Below are 22,887 nucleotides of genomic sequence, written 5' to 3' on the forward strand. Positions count from 1 at the left end.
GTGTATCCATCCCAGCTTATTTTTTATTTCACTGTAATCGAATACTTTGTCTCAAATACTTCATGAGCATCTAATTTACGAATACCCAATTTTTCTGTTAGTTCACCACTTGCATCATGGGTATCTGCAATGCCTTCCCATGGTTCAATGCATACAAAAGGTGATTCTACTGGATAAGTAGACCAAATACCGACATACGGCATATTGTTATAAGCTAAAGTAACACTGTGGGACGAATTTTCATTACGAATTGAAAATGAATTTAATCCGATCGTTTCAAAAATTAGGGCATCATTTTTGAATAGATCATGTGTTAATGCAATATTCGTATTTGTTTGTCCAAGCGTTCGTTGATCTAAATCTACATAACGACCACGTAATGGCAAAGCAACACGAGATTTCATTGGTGAAGGTTCTAAATAATAATCTTCAAAATTCTCCCCTTCTTCCAATGGTACATTGAAAGCAGGATGTCCACCGATAGAAAAATACATTTCTTCTGATGAAGGATTTTCCACACGGTATTTGACAACAATCCCATCACCGCCCAACTCATAGGTCAAGATTAATTTAAAATCAAAAGGGTAAACTTTTTTAGTTTCTGGTGTACTTTCCAAAATAAAACTAGCAGTATCCGCTTGTTGCTCAAGAATATTAAATTCCATATCGCGAGCAAAACCATGTTGTGGTAGCTCATAGGTTTTCCCTTGATAGGTGTATTGATTATCTTTTAGCGAACCAACAAATGGAAATAAAACTGGTGCATGGCGAGCCCAATGTTTAGGATCAGCTTGCCAAATGTATTCAATCTCTGTTTCTTTACTTTTTAAGCTTTTTAACTCTGCCCCATGTGTTGAGATAACTGCTTTTAAGTGAGGTGTTTCAATTGTAATATCCATTTTATTTCCCCCTTAGAGTTTAAAAGTTTACGCTTTGTCTAATTCATCTTTAAAGCGATGATTCAATACTTTTAAATAAGTTCCTTTCATCCCTAGTGAACGTGATTCAATAATACCTGCTGATTCTAATTTACGTAATGCATTTACAATTACTGAACGAGTAATACCAATCTCATCAGCAATATTAGAGGCAGTTAAACGACCTTCATCGCCTTCTAATGCGTTAAAAATTGCTTGAACAGCTTTCAGTTCACTATAAGATAGGGTATTTACTGCCATTTGTACAGCAGTTGCACTACGAATATCTTCTTCAATATTCCGTGATGTTTGATATAAGATTTGCATTCCTACAACCGTTGCGCTATATTCCGCTAAAACTAAATCTTCATCATCAAAGGAATCATTAATTCTTGAAAGAATAATTGTCCCTAGACGTTCACCCGCACCAAAAATAGGCACAACAGTGGTTAAGCCATTTGGATATAACTCACGTGATTCAATAGGAAAAGCTGTCATATCACTATCAATCGTAATATTAGCTTCGGTGGCATATAGGTTATCAACCATATCCGTATAGCTTTTTGGAAATTGCTTTTCAACAAACATATTTTTGACACGTGCATTGTTTACATCATGTTTTTCATTAAAACCTAATAGACTTCCATTACTACTGATTATATACGCATTACTATCCAAAATATCCCCTAAAATAATCGCCATTTTATCATAAGGCAAATCGGAATCCATGTTAAAAGTATTCTTTTGTTGTAATAATTCATTAATTTGTCTTGTTCTTTCTAAAAGTGTGGTCATCTTGTTCTCCTTTTTTATAAAATATAACGGCTTAAATCTTCATCTTTGGCAATATCTGCCAATTTTTCATCAACATATGCTTCGGTAATTGTAATCTCAGCCATTTGCATATCAGAAGCTTCAAAAAGAAGATCTTCTAACAGTTTTTCCAAAATAGTGTGTAGACGACGAGCACCAATATTGTCCGTATCCCGATTTACTTGGAAAGCAATAGCTGCAATACGTTCAATTGCTTCAATAGTAAAGGTTACTTTCACATTTTCTGTTCCTAGTAATGCAATGTATTGTTTTACTAAGGCATTATTAGGCTCTTTTAAAATTTTAACGAAATCTTCAGCGGTTAAATCATCTAACTCTACTCGAATTGGAAAACGTCCTTGTAGTTCAGGAATTAAATCACTAGGTTTTGATAAATGAAAGGCTCCTGATGCAATAAACAAAATATGATCTGTTTGCAATGATCCATATTTTGTATTTACTTGCGACCCTTCTACAATTGGTAAAATATCACGTTGTACACCTTCACGAGAAACTTCTCCAGACTGTTGTGATTTTGATGTTACCTTGTCAATTTCATCGATGAAAATAATCCCGCTTGATTCAGCCAAACGTAAGGCCTCACTATGAATATCTGCATCATTCACTAGCTTAGAAGATTCCTCTTGAATTAATAATTCACGCGCTTCTTTCACTGTAACGGTACGTTCTACCTTTTTGCGTGGTTTTAAAGCCCCTAAAGTTTCATTCAAATCAATCCCCATTTGTTCTAAGCCGTTATTCATCATCGGTGCTTGTGTTTTTGGCTCATCAATTTCAATAGTTACTTCACGCGTATCTAATGCACCACGTTCTAACTGATCAAAAATTGATTGACGGTTCACACGAATCTCATCTGTCAATTCTTCTTTTGGTTCTTCTGGTTGCTGCATGGTGTTAAACATACTCATCATTTGTTCATATGGATTAGCTGATTGTTTCTTTTCTTTTTTAATTCCTGGAACTAATACTTTAGCTAAACGACGATTGGCTTTTTTTTCTGCCTGAATGCGTACACGATTATATTGTTCTTTTTGAACAATTTGGATTGCATTTTCAACTAAATCTCGAACCATAGACTCCACATCACGGCCGACATAACCAACTTCAGTAAATTTAGTTGCTTCAACTTTTATAAAAGGAGCTTGAACGATTCTAGCTAATCGGCGAGCAATCTCTGTCTTACCGACTCCTGTTGGTCCAATCATTAAAATATTCTTAGGTGTAACTTCTTGTTGCATTTTTTCATCCAATTGCAAACGACGATAACGATTACGTAAAGCAACTGCTACTGATTTTTTAGCAGCTTGTTGACCAACAATATATTGATCTAATTCAGTGACAATTTCTTTTGGTGAAATATTTTGATTCATCATAAAACTAACATTCCTCTACAATAATATTATGGTTAGTAAAGACGCAAATATCTGCGGCTATATTTAAAGCATTTTCAGCAATTTCTTTAGCTGTCAATTCGTTACCAGCATATTTTTTCATCGCGCGAGCAGCTGATAACGCATAATTACCACCTGATCCAATCGCTAAAATTCCATCATCTGGTGCAATAACTTCCCCAGTTCCAGAAACTAATAACATTTCATTTTTATTCATAACAATCAACATAGCTTCCAACTTTTGCATAGATTGTTTGGTGCGCCATTCTTGAGCTAATTCAACAGCAGCCCGTTGCAAATTACCATTGTATTCGTTTAATTTTCCTTCGAACTTTTCTTCTAAAGTAAACGCATCAGCAACACTACCAGCAAAACCAACCACAACTTCACCGTTATAGATGCGGCGCACTTTGCGAGCAGTTCCTTTCATGACGATTTGTTCACCCATGGTTACTTGACCATCTCCGGCCATTGCAAATTTGCCATCTTTTTCAACGGCACAAATAGTAGTTGAATGAAATTGTGACTCCATTAGTATATATCCTCCTAAGTAACTTTAAATAATTATTGATTTGCTCTTGGATGAAACTGTCGATAGTTTTTCTGCAAACTTTCTTTCGTCACATGAGCATAAATTTGAGTAGTTGATAAATTGGCATGACCTAGCAATTCTTGAACAGTACGCATATCGGCACCATTGTTTAACAAATGCGTCGCAAATGTATGGCGCAACATATGCGGATGAATATGACTATCAAGGCTACTTTTGCGAATAACCTGATTAAGTGCATATTCAATCCCCGTTGAGGTAATGGGATCACCTAAACGGTTGACAAAAACAAATGAATGTTCTTTATGATATTTTTCCATTAAGACACGACGACCTTGTTCAAAGTATATCTGTAGTGCTTCTTGTGCATAGGCTCCAAACGGAACATAGCGTTCTTTGTTCCCTTTTCCTCGAATCAGCAGAACACCATTTTCCCAATCAATCTGACTTAATTCTAAGTTGGCACATTCGCTTACCCGCAAGCCTGAACCGTAGAGCACTTCTAAAAGTACACGATTTCGCTGTTGCAAAGGTTCTGTTCCTTGTACACTTTCAAAAAGAACTGCCATTTCATCTTCATAGAAAAAACGAGGTAATTTGACCCCTTTCTTTTTTAAGTGAATATAGGAGAAGGGATTTTCAGAAATTACTTCTTGTTTCAATAAATATTGATAAAAAGAACGCAAACTCGCAATTTTCCGACTAATTGTATTACGACTATAGGATTTATCATTTAATTCTCCCAGATATACCCGTACATCGCGATGATCAATAGTTAAATAGTTTTTATTTTTAGTTTTCAAAAAGTCAAAAAAAACTGCCATATCTTCTTGATAAGCTTCTTGTGTTTTTTCTGAGTATCCTCGTTCTACCATGAGATAGCGGAAAAATTCAGCAGGCCAATCTCTTGCTACCATTGCTTTTCCCCCATTCTTGATTCTCTTAACTTTAGCATAGACCAAAAGAAAAAACAAACGAATTGTCAGAATTTAATCAATATTTCAAAGTATCTTCACAATTAAGAAAATTTACATATAATTTTCTAAAAATTTTCTAAAAAAACATTCGATTTTCTTTCTATTTTGTTATTTTATTAAAAATATAAAAAGCATAAAGACTGCTAAATAAATAAATCATCTAGCAGCCTCTCAATTACAGTTTTATTTTTCCTCGGTAACAATTACAGCTTGTGAATCTTCTTTTTTTGCTTCAATGGCTTGAACAATTTCTTTATTGCCTTGTTTCGTCGCCATCGTCTCATTAATTAAGCCAACTAAATCTAGACCCGTGGTTTCTTTAATTGTATTAAAAGTACGAGCTAAACCAGCTTCTCCCATTTCATGTAGACCGTCTCCACCACCAAAACTAACAACTTTATCGATATTGCTAATTGGTGCATTTACTTCTTTTGCAATAGCAGGTAGAACTTTAATGAATTCCATTAAAATACCAGCTTCATTGAGTTTTTGTAATGCCAATGCCATTTTTTCTTTACTTTCAGCTTCCGCTTGACCAACCTTCGCAATCTTATCAGCTTCGGCAGCTCCGAGTTTTTCTACTCGTTGCGCTTCAGCTTCGGCTGCTAAACGAACTTTTTCAGCGTCAGCTTCCGCTTTAGCGATTTCTCTTGCTTTTTCAGCTAGAGCATTTTGTTCAATAACATATTTATCAGCCTCAGCTTTTTTACGAACAGTTGCATTTAATTCTTTCTCGCTTAATTCAGCTTGTTTTTCTTGAATCTCAATATTTTTCTTTTGTTCAATTAAACGAACCTGCATCTTTTCACCAGTTGCGACTTGTTCTGCTTTGGCAACAGCAACTTCTTGCTCTTGTTTATATTGTGCTTGTTTTAACTGCATTTCTTTCGTTGCTTCAGCAATCTCTGTTTTTCGACGAATTTCTTCATGCTGTGCTAACTGTTCATTTTCCGCTTGTTTAATACGAGTTTCACGTAATGCGTTTGATTCAGCTACTTCAGCATTTTTCTTTACTTCCGCAATTTGCGGACGACCTAACGCATCTAAATAACCATTGGGATCAGTCACATCTTTAATTGTAAATGATACAATTTCTAAGCCCATTTTTCGCAAATCTGTTGATGCAACTTCTTGTACTTGTTCAGCAAAATCATCACGATTTTTATAAATTGCTTCAACGGTCATTGTTCCCAAAATTGCACGTAAATGACCTTCTAACACTTCTTGTGCTTCATCTTCTAATTCTTGCGTTGATTTTCCTAAATATTGTTCAGCTGCAGTTTTAATAGATTCCACACTGTTTCCCACTTTAACCAATACAGTGGCACTAGCTAAAATTGGCACACCCTGTTCTGTGTAAACTTCTGGCGTTCCAATCTCTAGTTTATGTGTTAACAAACTTAACTTATGAGCTTTTTGGACAATTGGAATCACAAAAGTTCCACTATTTTTTAAAATCTTAATGCCCTCTTTACCTAAAAAAGAACCTGTAACAATTAGTGCTTCATCAGGTTTTCCAATCCGATAACGAACCATTAAAAAGGCTAAGATTGCAATAAAAACAATAATTCCCCATAGTATCGGACTACTTAAAATTTCTAACATATACACACTCTCCTCTTTAAAATTGATTACTTTTAACGACTAGGGCAATCCCTCTCTCATCAAAATCAATAATTAATACCTTAGTACCAATCGGTAAAACAACATTGCTATTACGATCTTCTTCACGATAAAATCTGGCTGGATAAACTGAAATTGCTGATTCACTGCCAATTTCAATAACTTCACCAATAGAATCTCCTCGAAGCCGTGTTGTTAGTTCGCCAATTAAATAATCGTTTTCTCCCAAAACATTACTTTTGTTTTTATCAGTTAGTCGGTTATATAAAAACATTAACGGGAAAAAAATTAGCGAAAAAAATAAATACAATGCAAAAATAACGAGAAGAAAAAATAGCAACCATAGCAATGCTTGTATACTGAGCGATTGACTAGCTCTAAATTGATTTAGTTGTTCAACGAACCCAAACATTTGGTTTCCCACCTTCCGTTATTTCATAATTTAATGATAGCGCATTCCTTAAAAAGGTTCAAGAATATTCCAAAAGATCGTCCTTAAGACTGATAAAATAGCAAATAAAACTAAACAAACGCGCCCCTAGTATTAGATTTTTGGTCTAACTACTGGGACGCGCTTGAATAAAAATGATTTTTTTTATTTATTTATTTCTGATTTTTTTACTTCTAAGCTTTCTAATGCACGATTTGCAATTGCTTCATAACGTGACTTTTTATCTTTAATCCGTTCTGGTAGTTCTGGGAATAAGCCGAAATTCGCATTCATAGGTTGGAAGTGTTTACCGGAAGCGTGTGTGATGTAATACGCCATGCTACCAATTGCTGTCTCTTGTGGGAAAGTAATTAACTCTTCTTCTTTTGCCATACGAGCAGCATTGATTCCTGCTACTAAACCACTAGCTGCACTTTCAACATATCCTTCGACACCAGTCATTTGACCAGCGAAAAACAGATCATCACGCAAACGTGATTGATACGTTTGTTGTAACAATTCTGGTGAATTCATAAAGCTATTGCGATGCATTACCCCATAACGAACAATATCTGCATTTTCTAAACCAGGAATCATACGGAAAACACGTTTTTGTTCGCCCCATTTTAAATGAGTTTGGAAACCAACAATATTGTATAAAGAAGCAACGGCATTATCTTGACGTAATTGAATAACTGCGTATGGACGTTTGCCTGTTTTAGGATCTTCCAATCCAACCGGTTTTAATGGTCCAAATAACATTGTTTTACGACCGCGTTTCGCCATTACTTCAATTGGCATACAGCCCTCAAAGAATTTCTCTTTTTCAAATTCTTTCAAAGGTGCGACTTCAGCAGCTACTAATTCATCATAGAATGCATTAAATTCTTCTTCTGTCATTGGACAATTTAGATACGCTGCTTCACCTTTGTCATAACGAGATTTTAAATATACTTTATCCATATCGATTGTAGCTTTATCAATAATCGGTGCTGCTGCATCATAGAAATAAAATCCTTCTGAACCATTAAAATCTTTAATGGCCTGCGCTAAAGGTGCTGACGTTAATGGACCTGTCGCAATAATGGTAATCCCCTCTGGAATATCGGTAATTTCTTCTTCAACGACAGTCACTAATGGGTGTTCTTTTACACGTTTCGTAATTAATTCTGAAAAAGAATCACGATCAACAGCTAAAGCACCACCTGCTGGTACAGCAGTTTCATCAGCTGAAGTAATAACGACAGAATCTAAACGGCGCATTTCTTCTTTTAAAACACCAACAGCGTTTGCTAAACTGTTACCACGTAATGAATTTGAACAAACTAGTTCTGCAAAATTTCCTGTATGATGCGCTTCTGTTGATTTTTTAGGACGCATTTCAAACAAACGAACAGGTACTCCCGCTTGTGCTACTTGCCAAGCAGCTTCGCTTCCAGCTAAACCAGCACCAATAATATTTACAGTTTTCATTATAAAACTCCTTTAAGATGAAAAAGATTCATCTTCTTTCTATTTTTGTACATCTTCTTCGTAGTCACCATTTGGACAAATAATTTGTTTGCCACCTTTAACTTTTTTCTCTACTAAATAATGATCACATTTCGGACAATTTCGACCGATTGGTTTATCCCAAGAAGTAAAGTCACATTCTGGATAACGATCACATCCATAAAAGATACGATTTTTCTTAGATTTTCTTTCCACAACTTGTCCTTTATGACAAATCGGACATTCCACACCAATTTCTTTAACAATTGGTTTTGTATTGCGACAATCAGGAAAATTACTACACGCATAAAATTTCCCATAGCGTCCTAATTTGATAACCATTGGATGCCCGCATAACTCACAATTAAAGCCTGCTGGTTCATCTTTAATTTGAATTTTTTCAATTTCTTCTTCAGCAGTTACCAATTCTTTTTCAAACGGTCGATAGAATCGATCGACAACTTTAATCCAATCTTCTTTGCCTTCTTCTACATTGTCGAGATTATTTTCCATCTCAGCTGTAAAATGAACGTCGACAATTTGTGGGAAGAAATCTTCAATGAGTGTATTGACGATTTCTCCTAATTCTGTTGGTTCAAAACGTTTTTGTGCTAATTTCACATAATAACGACGTTGGATCGTTTCTAAAGTTGGTGCGTAAGTCGATGGTCGCCCTACACCATTTTCTTCTAAGGTACGAATCAGTGTTGCTTCACTGAATCGTGCAGGTGGTTGTGTAAAATGTTGTTTTGGTTCGATATCTACTGATTGGACAAGCTCACCAATTTCAAGTTCTGGTAAAATATTCTCTTTGTCCTCTTTACCATCATCACGACCTTCAACATATACTTGCATAAATCCTTTAAATTTCACTTTTGAACCATTTGCAATAAATTGAACACCGTTATGATCCAATGTCACTTTCATTGTATCCAAAATTGCTGGTGTCATTTGACTTGCTACAAAACGTGACCAAATTAAAGAATATAGTTTTAATTGATCTTTGTCTAGATATTTCGCCATTTCATCTGGCGTACGTAATGCACTCGTTGGGCGAATTGCTTCATGGGCATCTTGTGCTCCTTGCGCATTTTTCAATTTTTTAACATCATGCGCAGCGAATTCTTTACCATAAGTTGTTTCAATGAAATCCGTTACTTCAGCTTTCGCAGAATCTGAAATACGTTTTGAATCAGTACGCATATAAGTAATTAAACCAACCGTTCCTTGACGTCCCAAGGCAATACCTTCATACAGTTGTTGCGCAACCATCATTGTCTTACGTGTTCTAAAGTTTAGTTTCCGTGCTGCCTCTTGTTGCAAACTACTTGTAGTAAATGGTGCTGCTGGATTGCGTTTACGTTCTTTTTTCTCAACGTTCTTTACTTCATAGTCTTTACCTGTAATACGACTAGTAACTTCTTTCACACTTTCAGCATTCGGTAATTTCTTTTTCTTACCATCGGTCCCCCAAAAATTAGCTTTAAACTTTTTACGTCCTTTTTTGAAGTTTCCATCAATACTCCAGTATTCTTCTGGTTTAAAATCACGGATTTCTTTTTCACGATCAATAATAATTTTTAAGGCAACTGATTGAACACGTCCCGCACTCAAGCCTTTTTTAACTTTACGCCATAAAATTGGACTAATTGAATAACCTACTAGACGATCTAATACTCGACGTGCTTGTTGCGCATCCACTAGGTCAAGATCAATTGTACGCGGTTCTTTAAATGCTGCTTTTACTGCATCTTTAGTAATTTCATTAAAAACCACACGATTTTTTTCACTTAAATCTAAATTCAATAAGTGGGCTAGATGCCATGCAATTGCTTCCCCTTCTCTATCCGGGTCACTTGCAAGATAAACTTTCTGTGCTTTTTTTGCCGCTGAACGGAGACTCTTAATGACATCCCCTTTTCCACGAATAGAAATATAATGTGGTTCATAATTATTTTCAACATCGATTCCCATTTTACTTTTTGGTAAATCGCGAATATGCCCTACACTGGCAACAACTTTGTAATTTCGACCAAGATACTTCTCAATCGTTTTTGCTTTCGCTGGTGATTCAACAATCACCAAATATTTATAGGCCATGCACAAATGGCTCCTTCCTAAGAAAATTTCCTACTATATAAAGTGCTATCAATTAACAATAAATCGTAGCCTATCATATCTATAAGAAAATCTTTTGTCAAGGAGAGACGTACTTGTGCTTAAAAAATAAATTAATAATTTGGAAGTTCATCAAAGATATCCTGTACTGTATAGACACATTTAGCGCCATCTTGAATCAAATGATGACACCCATTTGACTGTCCACTGACAATCTCTCCAGGAATAGCAAAAACTTCTTTCCCATATTCTAAAGCTAGTTGTGCAGTAATTAATGAGCCACTGCGCTCTTTTGCTTCGATGACACAGGTTCCTTGTGTTAACGCTGCAATAATTCGATTACGCATAGGAAAATGATGTCTTTTCACGCCAACTCCTTGAGGGTATTCACTTAAAATCAATTGATTTTTCCTCATTTCCACAAATAATGCACCAACTTCTTGCGGATAGCATAAATCTAAACCGCAGCCCACAATTCCAATAGTATTTCCTCCTGAAATAATAGCTGCTTCATGACTCCATCGATCGACACCTTTTGCCAATCCACTTACAATAACAATATTTTTTTCAACCATTTTTGGAACAAAATTTTTCAAGACTTGTTTGGCATAAGAGGTTGCTTGTCTTGCTCCTACTACTGCCAATTTAGGATAGTGTAATAAGGATAAATTCCCTATATAAAATATGATTAACGGTTGGTGATATAATTGATTCAATTCACTCGGGTAATCTTTAGCTAACCACGTGACAAATTGTTGTTTAGCTGCTTGTTCTATTAACCAAGATTCTGAAATGACCTGCCAACTTTCTTTAAATTGCTTTTCGAATCGTTGAATACCTGCTATACGTATAATTTCTTCTACTGAGAATAACGCATGCTGTGCTTTTTCAGCATATTTCACGATTTTCCACTTACCAATTAGACCAATACCGCGACAATATGTTAATTTAAAAATCAAACGTTCCAGCTCACTAAGTTGCCAAAAATCCACATTCCTCTACCTCCTCTTCTTCTCACGTTAAAATACGCCAAAAGTGTTCACTATTTTTTACACACAAAAAACTTGAGTCCCTTTGTAAAAACGTTTATGATTGACGTTGTGTAAAATAAATGACAGATTTTATCCATATTAGTTAAAAAGGAGTGATAAATATGGCGATTCAATGGTTTCCTGGTCATATGGCAAAAGCAAAAAGAGAAGTAAGCGAAAAATTAAAATACGTTGATATTGTTTTTGAATTAGTCGATGGAAGGCTACCTTTAGCTTCTCGTAACCCTATGCTTGACCAAATTCTTCAACAAAAACCACGACTTGTTATAATCAATAAAGCTGACCTTGCTGATCCTAACCAAACAAAACAGTGGGAAAAATATTTTATTGAAAAAGGATTCTCTGTATTAGCAATCAATGCTCAAGAAAATAAAGGAGTAAAAGCAATTGTTGCCAAAGCCAAAGAAGCACTTAAAGAAAAATTAGAACGTGATCGCAATCGTGGGTTAAAACCTCGTGCGATTCGTGCAATGGTTATTGGAATTCCAAACGTTGGAAAATCTACACTCTTAAACCGATTAGCTGGTAAAAAAATTGCACAAACAGGAAACAAACCTGGTGTGACTAAAGGGCAGCAATGGATTCGTTACGGAAGTGAACTAGAATTATTAGACACTCCGGGAATCTTATGGCCAAAGTTCGAAGACCAAGAAATTGGTAGAAAGCTTGCCTTAACTGGCGCTATTAAAGACCAGCTTTTACATTTAGATGACATTGCCATTTATGGCTTGGATTTCTTCGCACGTTACTATCCAAAGCAATTAGTTCAACGCTACCATTTATCAGAAGATGAGCTTTCACAATTAGGAGCAGAACTATTAATGACTATTACAGAAAAACTAGGATTTCGTGACAATTATGAACGTGGCAGTGAGCGGGTCATTCATGATATTCGTCAAGGAAAATTAGGAAGATATACTTTAGATCGTTGTGAAGAAATTGGAGTTGACCTTGATGAAAGCTGAATCCATTGCGACTATCAAGGAGCAGTTACAAATAATTTCGTCGTTGGAAGACCCGTATATTATCAACTTGCGCCAAGATTCACGAACAGGAGTTCAAAAACTACTAACACAATTTGAAAAACGTTTAGAAAAAGAGACGCAGCTTAAGATAAAATATGAAGAGATGCAGTTATTTGAACGTGCATGCTATGAACAAGGGCATCTATTAGTAGCCGGAATCGATGAAGTTGGTCGCGGCCCCTTAGCCGGCCCTGTCGTGGCTGCAGCAGTAATTTTACCGCATAATTGTGAAATCTTGGGTCTAAATGACTCAAAACAACTTTCTGAAAAAAAGCGTGAGTTACTCGCAAAAGAAATTCAAAAACAAGCCATTTCAATTGGTATTGGCATCCTTTCTCCAGAGGAAATTGATCAATTAAATATTTATCAAGCAAGTAAACAAGCAATGATACAAGCAATCACTCAATTGACACCACAACCAAACCACTTACTGATTGATGCGATGTCACTAGATGTACCTTTACCACAAGAAAAAATCATTAAAGGTGATGCACGCTCAATCTCAATTGCAGCAGCTAGTATCATTGCGAAAGTTTATCGAGATCATCTCATGAAAGACTACCATAAGCTATATCCTCATTATGGTTTTGATAAAAATGCTGGTTATGGGACAAAACTTCATCTTGATGGATTAGCAGCCCATGGAATCAGCCCTATCCATCGCAAAACATTTGCGCCTGTTAAGCAATATCTTTCATAAGTAACACCTCTCTCTAGTGAAACAGCCTTCAAAAGTTAGCTTAAAAAAGCTAACTTTTGGAGGTTGTTTTTTATGACCAATTATAAATTTGAATATGTCAAAAAAACTCACCAAAATTTTGGTGAGTTAAATAAATTTGATATGTGTAAATGGATAGTAGACAAAACGAGCTTTCCCTAAAATATTATCTTCAGAAACCGCCCCAAATGAGCGACTATCTTTGGATAAACGACGGTTGTCTCCAATAACAAAATAACTGTCTTTTCCTAATTTTTCTACCCCCATTAATTCTTCAAATTTAAAATCATACGTAAAAGGAATGGGCTCTTCATTTTCTGCTAAATTCTTTTCTAAAAAGGGCTCTTTAACTTCCTTACCATTAATATACAGCTGATCATCCACATAACTAACAGCCTCTCCAGGTAAGCCAATTACTCGTTTAATATAGGTTGTTCCATCGGAAAGTTGAAAGACAATAATATCAAAACGCTTAATCTCAGAAATTTTTTCAACGACAACCATATCTCCTTGTTGTAAAGTCGTTTCCATCGAATTTCCTTCTACAGGAACGGGAATCAGTAAAAATCCCCGAATCAGTAATGCTAATGCACCTGCAACAAATGTATACTTTAAAATCATCCAAAATATTTCAAAAAAACGATCTTTATTCACTGTTTTTATCATTGCGCTGACTCTTCCATCAATACTTCAACTGCTTTATCATACATTTGATCAGTTTTGCGCAATTGGTCCGTTATCTTCAATTCAATAACAATTGCCGTTTCCGCATCTACTTCACCAGTTTCTTTTAATTCATTGGATGATTGCAAATCTTTGATTGCTTGTTCTGTTGTATCATTAAAAGTATCTCCTTGTGTTTGATACCCCAACACATGTAAAAATGTATTTAAATTTCCGACTTCTTCAGATGTCATTCCTTTTTTTAGTGTTTCATTTTTTGGTAAAGGTGGTAGATAGGCGTACTCTGGAAAATCAACTTCAATAGTTGGATTCAAGCCTTTTTCATTGATCCATTCCCCAGATGGCGTCAACCATTTTTGAACGGTCATTTTTAGTTCACTCTGATCACCAAAGCCATTCACTGCTTGAACGGTACCTTTTCCAAAAGTTTTGGTTCCAATGACTGGTGCCTTAGCTGATTCTTTTAAAGCAGCCGCAAAAATTTCTGATGCTGATGCACTCCCACCATCTACTAATACCGCCACAGGTTCAGTCACTTTAAAACCACCATCTAAGTCGCTAGAAGCTTTACTTGAACCAACGATTTGATCATCACTTGCAAATTGCACGATAGTTTGACCATCTTTTAAAAACATACTTGCCATCGCTTCCACTTGACTTAAATAGCCCCCAGGATTTTGACGCAAATCAATGATAAACGATTGTGCTCCTTCTTTGCGTAACTTCTCAATTGCTTCTTGTAATTCACGAGCAGTACTTTCGTTAAAGCTAGCAATTTGAATCTTACCAATCGATTGATTTTTATCCATTTCTGCGGTTAAAGAAGCAATTGGAATTTTCCCACGAGTTATTTCAATATCAAACATTTTATCTGCACGTTGAATGGTTAAGACTACTTGAGTATTTTTTTCACCACGAATCGACTGTACCACTTCATTTAGTGTCTGCCCAATTGTTTCTTTACCATCAACTTTTAAAATCTTATCATGAACTTTTAAACCAGATTTTTCAGCTGGGCTATCTTTGACTGGTGCTTGTGCAACTTCAGGTATATTATCTACTAAAGTAAGTGTCGCACCAATTCCTTCAAAACTATCAGCTAAAGAATTGGATAATTGCTCCGCTTCTTCTTTACCCAAATAAGTAGTATATGGATCATTTAATGCTTCAGTCATCCCTTTGAGCGCACCTTCTACCAAAGTATCCTTATCAACTTTTTGATAATAGTCTTCTTGTAACGTGTGATATAAGGTATGAATTTTTTGTAACTCATCCTCTTCATCCGAAGCTAAAGTAACTCCTGAATTAGTAGCGACATATACTCCGCCACCGGAAATAATTGCTACACAAATGAGTGAAATAATATATCTATGAAAAGGTATTTGTTTATTTTGCATGTGTTTCCTCCATTTTTATACCATGAGTATTTCTATACTTTGCATCATACCACAAGAAAAAAGAAGACGGTACAAAAGTCTATTATGACTTTTCCGCCTCCTTTTACTTATCTATTATTTTCAAGATATTTTTCCCAAATACGATCAAAGATATCCATATTTTCTAAATAATTGACATTCATTTCTAAATAATTAGAAATTTCATCATAATTATCTGTATGCTTAGGAAATTGAATATCATGACTTGCTTCTGTTGCAAAAATTTGGGCTTCATCTGTATGACTTGGTCCCTTCAACGTCATCAAATACTGATAAAAACTTCTTCTCATATTCTCACCAATTCTCTTTTAAAAATGCTTCTCTTCGGGCATGACTACGCTCAAAGTTAGTCGGATTTTTCTTGTAATAGTCTTGATGATACAATTCTGCTGGATAAAACGGATGGGCTGGTTCAATACTTGTGACAATCGGTTTATCAAAACGACCAGAATCTTGTAATGCCTGCTTGCTTGCTTCTGCGATGTTCTTTTGTTCTTCATTAAAATAGAAAATTACTGGACGATAGTTATCTCCACGATCTTCAAATTGACCAAACGCATCTGTTGGATCTGTTTGCTGCCAATAAATTTCTACCAAATCTTTAAAAGAAATTAGTTCTGGATCAAAAATAATTTCTACTGCTTCTGTATGACCCGTTGTATGACTACATACTTGCTCATATGTTGGATTTTCCACATGACCAGCTGTATATCCTGACATTACTGAATGAATTCCTGGTAATTCATCAAAAGGTTGTATCATACACCAAAAACAACCTCCTGCAAAAATAGCTCTTTCCATCTTTGTCACTCCTTTTCTTTGGATTCAGGTAAATATAAACTCACTTGAATCTCATCATCAACCAAATTTATTTTGTCTGCTTTTAAGAACAAACCATTTTGCATACGAAATTGATCTAAACGCAACATCACAGTCTCTTCTTTAGGATCAATCTCAATCCATTTTGGCATATCATAATTCCGTTGAATCATTTTCATGACCTCAGCAATCGGTACGCCAAGTGTGCCAATTGATAAACTTTTCGCTTTCAATTGTACATTCCCATTATCCATCACATACGGATCAAAATAAAGATAAAATGTTACTGGAAAGCCTAAAATTTTAAATTCACCTGTCAATAAGGCTTCATTTTCCAAACGAAAGGTATACTTTACATCAGAATCTTTTTGATATTCCTCTAAGTAAAAGTCAATCAACGAGTTGATTTGTTCTTTGTTACTACGGATATTTAAAACCGGACTGCCTTCACGTTCAACCAACGCAGGAATGTCATGTTTTGTAAAATCTCTTTTTTCCGTAATTCGTGTGAATAAAAAAATACTGCTGCCTATTACAATACCAATTAATACAAAAAAAGCAACTTTCCATTTATTCCATGCTTTCCACGAAAAAGATTTTTCCATCGTTGGTTTTTCTTCTGGTGTCATCTACTCACGCTCCTTTAGCAACCATTCATTTTTGGTGCTAACTATTTCATCTTTGACTGCTTTTGCCATTAATTGATAACCGATGTTGTTAGGATGAAATTTATCCTTGTCATACAACACATTATTTTTAACAATGCTCAAATCATTACCTGTCTCTGTTGAACTAGATTCCTCTTGAATTGCAATAGTTGGTTCGCCTAATCCTGAAGCAATCAACTCATTAATTGGAATAAAATAGGTATTCTGGTTTTTTGCAACTATTTCTTTTGTACCTTCATTCCAATTATCTACAATTGTTTGCATATCTGTAATTTCTGGAAAGTTGACATAGAATGGATTGTACACTCCAAGTACATAAATGGGTGCTTGAGGGTTTAGATTTCGTAAATCTGCTAACAGTTCAGTTAATTGCGCTTGATATTTCTTTAATGGCTTGTCAAATGTCTTAGTTGATAAGCCAAAAATATTATTTTGAATTACTTTCATTAAATCATTTCCGCCAACGGTTAGCGTGATAATATCAGATTCTGCCATATCTTTTTGAATCTCAGTTTCTTTTTGCAAACGTTTATAAATTTGGTCACTACGCTCACCAGCAACACCATAATTTTCAACCTCTACACTTGTTAACTGAAACTCTTCTTGCAAAGCGTTAGCAACAATGGGGACAAACCCACCACGTTTGGTATCATCACCAATTCCTTCTGTCAAAGAATCACCTAAGGCAGTATAACGAATCGTTTCTTTATATTTTTCTGTAGCGACTTGACTTGGTCCATTTAATCGTGGTTGAACTTTAGGAAAAATTTGCTGAAGGACCAAAAATGTCAAAAATGCCAGCAAAAAAACGGCAATCATTGGCCCTATTATTTTTTGAATCTTCACATTTGCGTCCCTCCCTCTTCTGATTTCTCTGCTATTTTATCAGAAAATAACCAAAAAAACATACTAAGTGTTCTTTAAGTAAACTATTCTTAAACAAAAAAAGCACCTAAAAAGATGCTCCTTTGACTATTCAGTATAATACATAATTGCAAATGCACCTTCACCTGTATGCGTTGCAATTATTGGTGTCGTATGCAGTAAACAAATATCCATTTGAGGAAATATTTCTTGCAATTCATTTTTGAATTTTTCAGATTGTTCTAAGCCACCTGCATAGGAGATACCGATTTGTTTCACTGCTGGGTTATTTTTTAATTCATTTTTTAATTGTTCAAACCACTTGTTGAATGTCTTTGCGCCTCTGCCTTTAACAACTGGAATCAATTCAGAATTTTTCAATTCCATAATCACACGCATATTCAAGAAACTAGAAATCATTCCTTTTGCACGACTAATACGGCCACCTTTAACTAGATTTTCCAATGTCGATAAGCCAATAAATAATTTAGTATTACTTAAAATATTTTTAACAACTGGTAAAACTTCATCTAACGTTTTACCTTCTTGTGCTAATTCTGCCGCTCGAATCACTGCAAAAGATAGTCCTTGGTCTGTCATATCAGTTTCTACAACTGTTACATTACTTTTTGAAAGATTACCCGCTTGTCTAGCAGCTTCGACGGTACCGCTTAATGCTTTTGTCATATGAATTGATAGAATTTCACTACCATCTTCTCCTAATTCATCATACAATTCAGCAAATTCACCAATTGGTGGTTGACTTGTTTTTGGTAATTCTTTGGAAGTTGACATCATTTCCATGAATTTTTCTCCAGGTAGTTGATCGTCATCACGATACACAACACCATCAATCATTACTGATAACGGCACTACATGAATATTCAACTGATCTCTTACACTTTTTTCCATTGTACAAGATGAATCAGTAACTATCTTAAGATTTCCCATTCTTCTTTCACTCTCTCTTTAACACTGGTCCTATTTCGTGTTAGAATACTAATGAACCATTTCTTGTCTATAAGTATAACAGACAAAAATTGTTTTTTCATCTAACTTAACTAATTTCCAAATGAAAAGAGGCAGGCGTTTATGGAAACATCTAAATTTACTCGTAAATATCTCATCGTTAATGAAGTATTAAATGCCGTCACACATGGCGTAGGTTTTGGACTTAGCATTGCAGGACTGGTCATTTTATTAGTCAAAGGAGCACATCTACATTCTCCAATTCATGTTGTTTCTTACGCAATTTATGGTTCGATGATGATTTTGTTATTTTTATTTTCAACATTGTTCCATAGCTTAATTTTTACAAAAGCAAAAAAAGTCTTCCAAGTGTTTGACCATGCATCAATTTTTTTATTAATCGCTGGTAGCTACACACCATTTTGTTTATTGAGTATTCAAGGCTGGTTAGGCTGGACCTTATTTGTAGCGATTTGGTTACTAGCAATTAGTGGTGTCGTCTACAAATCAATTACGCTCCACAAACAAGAAACCGTCTCGAAAATTTCAACCATTATTTATATCATTATGGGGTGGTTGTGCTTATTAGCCTTTCGCCCATTGACTCAATCACTCGGACTTTGGGGAGCTATTCTCTTAGCTAGTGGCGGAGTTTCTTATACAGTTGGCGCATTATTTTATAGCTTGAAAAATGTACGCTTTATGCACGTAGTCTGGCATTTATTTGTTATGTTAGGCGCCGGTCTCATGTATTTTTCTGTTTTATTTTTCACTTAAAAAAGTAGCAGCTCGGAATGTACAGACCCCCAAAATGTTAGATTTTCGTTCTAACTTTCGGGGTCACTACATAATCGAACTGCTACTTTTTATTTACGCTCAAATGTTTCATAGCGATGCGCATATCTATTTTTCTCATCCACTGTGCCTTCTGTTGACTGAACCAATTGCCATTGAGACCAGTCAATTTCTGGCATATAAATATCTCCTGTAAACTCTTCATCAATCATTGTTCGAAGTAATTGATCGCAATACTGCAAATAATCTTTAAAAATTAACGCCCCACCAATAATATAGACGGGATGCTCTACTTGATTAGCGTAATCAAGTAGCTCTGCTGCGGTATGCATCACTAGCACCCCTTCACTCTGATAATTTTTATCTCTCGTTAAAATAATTGTTTGACGAGATGGTAACACACGTTTTCCCATACCTTCAAATGTTTTTCTCCCCATGACAATCGTGTTACCAATTGTTGTCTCTTTAAAAAATTTCAGGTCTGCTGGTAAACTCCATGGAAGCTGATTATCTTTTCCAATGAGACCATTTCTATCTTGTGCCCAAAGTGCTACTAACATCTGTTTTCCCTTCTTTCCCTTATACTGCAATCGGTGCTTTAATTGCTGGATGCGGATCATATCCTTCAAGAGTAATATCTGTCATTTTGAAATCGAAAATTGATTGTTTTTCTTCATTCAAAATCAATTTTGGTGCAGGACGTACCTCACGCGCTAACTGTTCCTTCATTTGATCAAAATGATTGTTATAAAGATGCGCATCGCCTAAGGTATGCACAAATTCTCCGACTTCCAATCCTGTTTCATGAGCAATTAAATGTGTTAACAAAGCATAACTGGCAATATTAAAAGGGACACCTAAAAAGACATCTGCACTCCGTTGATACAATTGACAACTTAATTTACCATCATTAACGTAGAATTGAAAAATCGTGTGACAGGGTGGTAAAGCCATGCTAGGAACATCTTCTGGATTCCATGCCGAAACAATTAACCGTCTTGAATCTGGAGTCTCTTTAATCATGGTTACTACATCTCGAATTTGGTCAATGAAACCACCATTAGCAGTTTCCCAATGACGCCACTGATAACCATATACTTTTCCCAAATCACCGTGCTGCATAGCAAACGCTTGATCATCTACAATTTTTTGACAAAAAGTTTTTAATTCTTTTTGGTAAATTTCATTAAACGCCTCATCAACTAAGCAACGATGACCAAAATCTGTCATATCAGGGCCTTGATAATCAGAGCTCTTGACATAGCGCTCAAATGCCCATTCATCCCAAATATGATTATTATGTTGTAATAAATAGCGAATATTAGTATCGCCTTTTAAAAACCATAATAGCTCACTTTTAATTAAGCCAAAAGGAACACGTTTCGTCGTTAATAGTGGGAAGCCTTGTTGTAAATCAAAACGCATTTGATGACCAAAAATACTTTTAGTGCCTGTACCTGTTCGGTCGCCTTTCTGATTGCCTTCTTCAAGTATTTTTTTACCTAGGTCAAGGTATGCTTGTTCCATTTATTCTCCTCCTATTCGTCTGCCAATTCGCTCAAATATGCCCAACGTTCCATTTTTTCATCTAATAATTTCTCGGTTTCTGTTACTGCATTTTGTAACTCTTGTAATTTTGTAAAATTATCACCTTGATGATTCATGTCTTCTGTGTACATGTCTATTTTTTCTTCTAGCTTTGCAATGTCCTCTTCAATGGTTTCCCATTCTTTTTTTTCCATATAACTTAATTTCTTTTTAACTTTTTTCTCTGGTTGTTTTTCAAGATTTTTTATTTTGATTGCCACTTCTTTAGGTTCTTCTGCCAAGTATTCATTAATCGAACCAAAATAAGTATCTATCTTCCCTTGCCCTTTAAAAACAAGCAATTTTTCTGCTACTTTATCTAGGAAATAACGATCATGTGATACTGTGATGACAGCGCCTGGAAAAGACTGTAAATAGTCTTCTAGAATTGTTAATGTATCAATATCTAAATCATTAGTTGGTTCATCCAGTAACAAAACATTTGGCTGACCAATTAGTAATTTCAATAGATATAAGCGGCGTTTTTCTCCACCAGATAGTTTCCCGATTTTCGTTCCATGCATAAAACGTGGAAATAAAAAGCGTTCTAACATTTCAGCTACACTGATTTGTGTACCATCACTACGTTTAACTTCTTCTGCAGCTTCTTGTAAATATGCAATCATCCGTTGGTCATTATCCATCGCTTCATTTTGCTGTGTATAATAAGCTAAACGAACAGTTTCACCTACAACTAATTCTCCTTGTTCTAAAAATAAACGACTTGCTAAAATATTTAATAACGTGGACTTTCCTGCGCCGTTTTCTCCAGTAATCCCTAAACGTTCTCTGGATTGAATCAACAAATTAAAATGATTTAGGATCGTTTGATTTTCAATATGATAGATTCCATCTTTGATTTCCAACACTTTTTTTCCTAAACGCTTTGTTGCAATATCAATTTCAACTTCTCCATTTGTTTTCACTTGGTGAAGATTTTCTTTTAAGTCTTCGAAACGGTTAATTCGGGCTTGTTGTTTCGTCGTGCGCGCTTTTACACCTGCACGCATCCATGAAAGTTCTTGTTTATATAACTGTTGGCGTTTTTGCTCTTGTTCACTCTCTACTCGCTCTCGCTCAGCACGAGCGAATACATACGCTTCATAGTTTCCTTGATATTCATAAAGTTTTCCAAAAGATAATTCAAAAATACGATTAGTTACACGATCTAAAAAATAACGATCATGCGTAACCATCAAAAGAGCGCCACGATACTGATTCAAATATCCTTCTAACCACTGAATTGCCTCATAGTCAAGATGGTTAGTAGGCTCATCTAATAATAATAAATCTGGTTCATCGATTAAAACTTGGGCTAAGCCTACACGTTTTTGTTGACCACCAGATAACTCGCTTACGCGTTTATCTAATTGATGAATCCCTAATTTTTGTAAAATAATTTTAGCATTTGTATCTGTTAACCAAGCATCTTTTTCGTTCATTGCTTCTTCGGCTAATGTATATTCTTTTTGAACCTGAGCATCTGAACCATTTGTCTCAAGTTCCAATAGAGCTTTTTCATATCGCTTAACTGTTTTTAGTTGCTCACTTTCTCCTTGAAAGACCGCTTCTAAAACAGTTTGGTTTTTATCAAAAACAGTATTTTGCGACAAATAACCGATTCGATAATCGCTTGGATAAAATACTTGTTGGCGATCACCATCACCACTATCTTTTCCTGCTAAAATTCCTAATAAACTAGTTTTTCCAGTTCCATTTACTCCGATTAATCCAATGCGATCTCGCTCATGGATTAAAAAGGAAATCTGATCAAAAAGCGTTTTTTCTCCGTAAGTTTTGGTCAACTCACTTACTTTTAATTCCTTCACAGAATCCCCTCCATTTCCTTTCGCTATTGTAACACAAAACGAACCTGCGATATAAGTTTGTTTAACTGTAAAATATCCCAAAGTCTGGTCAAATGAATCTACCATCCATC

The 22,887-nt window shown here is 35.4% G+C and carries 23 protein-coding genes; 3 read left to right on the forward strand and 20 right to left on the reverse strand.

Features of this window, described 5'->3' with window-relative positions; genetic code table 11:
* Window positions 1–23: 23 nt before the first annotated feature.
* The 10 genes from AC4BC5_RS01350 to dprA all read right to left on the reverse strand — a co-directional run bounded on the left by AC4BC5_RS01350 (window position 24) and on the right by dprA (window position 11,323).
* Window positions 24–899, reverse strand: coding sequence for an aldose 1-epimerase family protein (locus tag AC4BC5_RS01350; protein ID WP_490496391.1), 876 nt, complete (start codon window positions 897–899; stop codon window positions 24–26).
* Window positions 900–926: 27 nt separating this feature from the next.
* Window positions 927–1,712, reverse strand: a complete 786-nt coding sequence (gene codY, locus AC4BC5_RS01355) for a GTP-sensing pleiotropic transcriptional regulator CodY (RefSeq protein WP_490496392.1) — start codon at window positions 1,710–1,712, stop codon at window positions 927–929.
* 14 nt (window positions 1,713–1,726) lie between these two features.
* Complete coding sequence (gene hslU, locus AC4BC5_RS01360) at window positions 1,727–3,124, reverse strand: ATP-dependent protease ATPase subunit HslU (protein ID WP_490496393.1); 1,398 nt, start codon at window positions 3,122–3,124, stop codon at window positions 1,727–1,729.
* Window positions 3,125–3,128: 4 nt separating this feature from the next.
* Window positions 3,129–3,674, reverse strand: coding sequence for an ATP-dependent protease subunit HslV (gene hslV / locus AC4BC5_RS01365; RefSeq protein ID WP_490496394.1), 546 nt, complete (start codon window positions 3,672–3,674; stop codon window positions 3,129–3,131).
* A gap of 32 nt (window positions 3,675–3,706) precedes the next feature.
* The gene (gene xerC, locus AC4BC5_RS01370) at window positions 3,707–4,609 is read right to left on the reverse strand and encodes a tyrosine recombinase XerC (protein WP_490496395.1); all 903 of its coding nucleotides are present in this window, start codon (window positions 4,607–4,609) and stop codon (window positions 3,707–3,709) included.
* 243 nt (window positions 4,610–4,852) lie between these two features.
* The gene (locus AC4BC5_RS01375; RefSeq protein WP_490496396.1) at window positions 4,853–6,274 is read right to left on the reverse strand and encodes a flotillin family protein; all 1,422 of its coding nucleotides are present in this window, start codon (window positions 6,272–6,274) and stop codon (window positions 4,853–4,855) included.
* A gap of 16 nt (window positions 6,275–6,290) precedes the next feature.
* Window positions 6,291–6,704, reverse strand: a complete 414-nt coding sequence (locus tag AC4BC5_RS01380; RefSeq protein WP_490496397.1) for a hypothetical protein — start codon at window positions 6,702–6,704, stop codon at window positions 6,291–6,293.
* A gap of 183 nt (window positions 6,705–6,887) precedes the next feature.
* Entirely contained in the window at window positions 6,888–8,195 is a 1,308-nt protein-coding gene (trmFO, locus tag AC4BC5_RS01385; RefSeq protein WP_490496398.1) for an FADH(2)-oxidizing methylenetetrahydrofolate--tRNA-(uracil(54)-C(5))-methyltransferase TrmFO, read from the reverse strand.
* 39 nt (window positions 8,196–8,234) lie between these two features.
* Window positions 8,235–10,313, reverse strand: a complete 2,079-nt coding sequence (gene topA / locus AC4BC5_RS01390) for a type I DNA topoisomerase (RefSeq protein ID WP_490496399.1) — start codon at window positions 10,311–10,313, stop codon at window positions 8,235–8,237.
* 131 nt (window positions 10,314–10,444) lie between these two features.
* On the reverse strand, window positions 10,445–11,323 hold the full coding sequence (gene dprA / locus AC4BC5_RS01395; RefSeq protein WP_490496400.1) for a DNA-processing protein DprA: 879 nt from the start codon (window positions 11,321–11,323) through the stop codon (window positions 10,445–10,447).
* A 161-nt stretch (window positions 11,324–11,484) separates the two neighbouring features.
* On the opposite strand from dprA, the gene ylqF reads away from it, so the two are divergent.
* Window positions 11,485–12,348, forward strand: a complete 864-nt coding sequence (ylqF, locus tag AC4BC5_RS01400) for a ribosome biogenesis GTPase YlqF (protein WP_490496401.1) — start codon at window positions 11,485–11,487, stop codon at window positions 12,346–12,348.
* A complete protein-coding gene (rnhB, locus tag AC4BC5_RS01405; RefSeq protein WP_490496402.1) occupies window positions 12,338–13,108 on the forward strand; it encodes a ribonuclease HII in 771 nt (256 codons plus the stop codon). The genes ylqF and rnhB overlap by 11 nt, the downstream gene beginning before the upstream one ends.
* A gap of 126 nt (window positions 13,109–13,234) precedes the next feature.
* Here the strand turns inward: rnhB and lepB are convergent, their stop codons facing one another.
* From lepB to AC4BC5_RS01440, 7 genes are all read right to left on the reverse strand, one after another.
* Window positions 13,235–13,792, reverse strand: a complete 558-nt coding sequence (gene lepB, locus AC4BC5_RS01410; RefSeq protein ID WP_490496403.1) for a signal peptidase I — start codon at window positions 13,790–13,792, stop codon at window positions 13,235–13,237.
* On the reverse strand, window positions 13,789–15,207 hold the full coding sequence (locus AC4BC5_RS01415) for a S41 family peptidase (RefSeq protein WP_490496404.1): 1,419 nt from the start codon (window positions 15,205–15,207) through the stop codon (window positions 13,789–13,791). The genes lepB and AC4BC5_RS01415 overlap by 4 nt, the downstream gene beginning before the upstream one ends.
* 107 nt (window positions 15,208–15,314) lie before the next feature.
* Complete coding sequence (locus tag AC4BC5_RS01420; protein WP_490496405.1) at window positions 15,315–15,536, reverse strand: YozE family protein; 222 nt, start codon at window positions 15,534–15,536, stop codon at window positions 15,315–15,317.
* A gap of 4 nt (window positions 15,537–15,540) precedes the next feature.
* Entirely contained in the window at window positions 15,541–16,047 is a 507-nt protein-coding gene (gene msrA / locus AC4BC5_RS01425; RefSeq protein WP_490496406.1) for a peptide-methionine (S)-S-oxide reductase MsrA, read from the reverse strand.
* A 5-nt stretch (window positions 16,048–16,052) separates the two neighbouring features.
* On the reverse strand, window positions 16,053–16,694 hold the full coding sequence (locus AC4BC5_RS01430; protein ID WP_490496407.1) for a YpmS family protein: 642 nt from the start codon (window positions 16,692–16,694) through the stop codon (window positions 16,053–16,055).
* The gene (locus AC4BC5_RS01435) at window positions 16,695–17,552 is read right to left on the reverse strand and encodes an SGNH/GDSL hydrolase family protein (protein WP_490497482.1); all 858 of its coding nucleotides are present in this window, start codon (window positions 17,550–17,552) and stop codon (window positions 16,695–16,697) included.
* A gap of 153 nt (window positions 17,553–17,705) precedes the next feature.
* Window positions 17,706–18,548 carry a DegV family protein gene (locus AC4BC5_RS01440; RefSeq protein WP_490496408.1) on the reverse strand — a complete coding sequence of 281 codons (843 nt, stop codon included), beginning with the start codon at window positions 18,546–18,548 and terminating at the stop codon, window positions 17,706–17,708.
* 141 nt (window positions 18,549–18,689) lie between these two features.
* On the opposite strand from AC4BC5_RS01440, the gene trhA reads away from it, so the two are divergent.
* Window positions 18,690–19,343, forward strand: coding sequence for a PAQR family membrane homeostasis protein TrhA (trhA, locus tag AC4BC5_RS01445; protein WP_490496409.1), 654 nt, complete (start codon window positions 18,690–18,692; stop codon window positions 19,341–19,343).
* A gap of 89 nt (window positions 19,344–19,432) precedes the next feature.
* Here trhA and AC4BC5_RS01450 read toward each other — a convergent pair whose 3' ends face one another.
* The 3 genes from AC4BC5_RS01450 to AC4BC5_RS01460 are packed head-to-tail and all read right to left on the reverse strand — an operon-like array spanning window position 19,433 to window position 22,777.
* Entirely contained in the window at window positions 19,433–19,921 is a 489-nt protein-coding gene (locus AC4BC5_RS01450) for a dihydrofolate reductase (RefSeq protein WP_490496410.1), read from the reverse strand.
* Between the two features lie 19 nt (window positions 19,922–19,940).
* Window positions 19,941–20,888, reverse strand: a complete 948-nt coding sequence (locus AC4BC5_RS01455) for a thymidylate synthase (protein WP_490496411.1) — start codon at window positions 20,886–20,888, stop codon at window positions 19,941–19,943.
* A gap of 11 nt (window positions 20,889–20,899) precedes the next feature.
* The gene (locus tag AC4BC5_RS01460; protein ID WP_490496412.1) at window positions 20,900–22,777 is read right to left on the reverse strand and encodes an ABC-F family ATP-binding cassette domain-containing protein; all 1,878 of its coding nucleotides are present in this window, start codon (window positions 22,775–22,777) and stop codon (window positions 20,900–20,902) included.
* Window positions 22,778–22,887: the final 110 nt, after the last annotated feature.

Source organism: Enterococcus sp. AMC2644 (genome assembly GCF_058216475.1).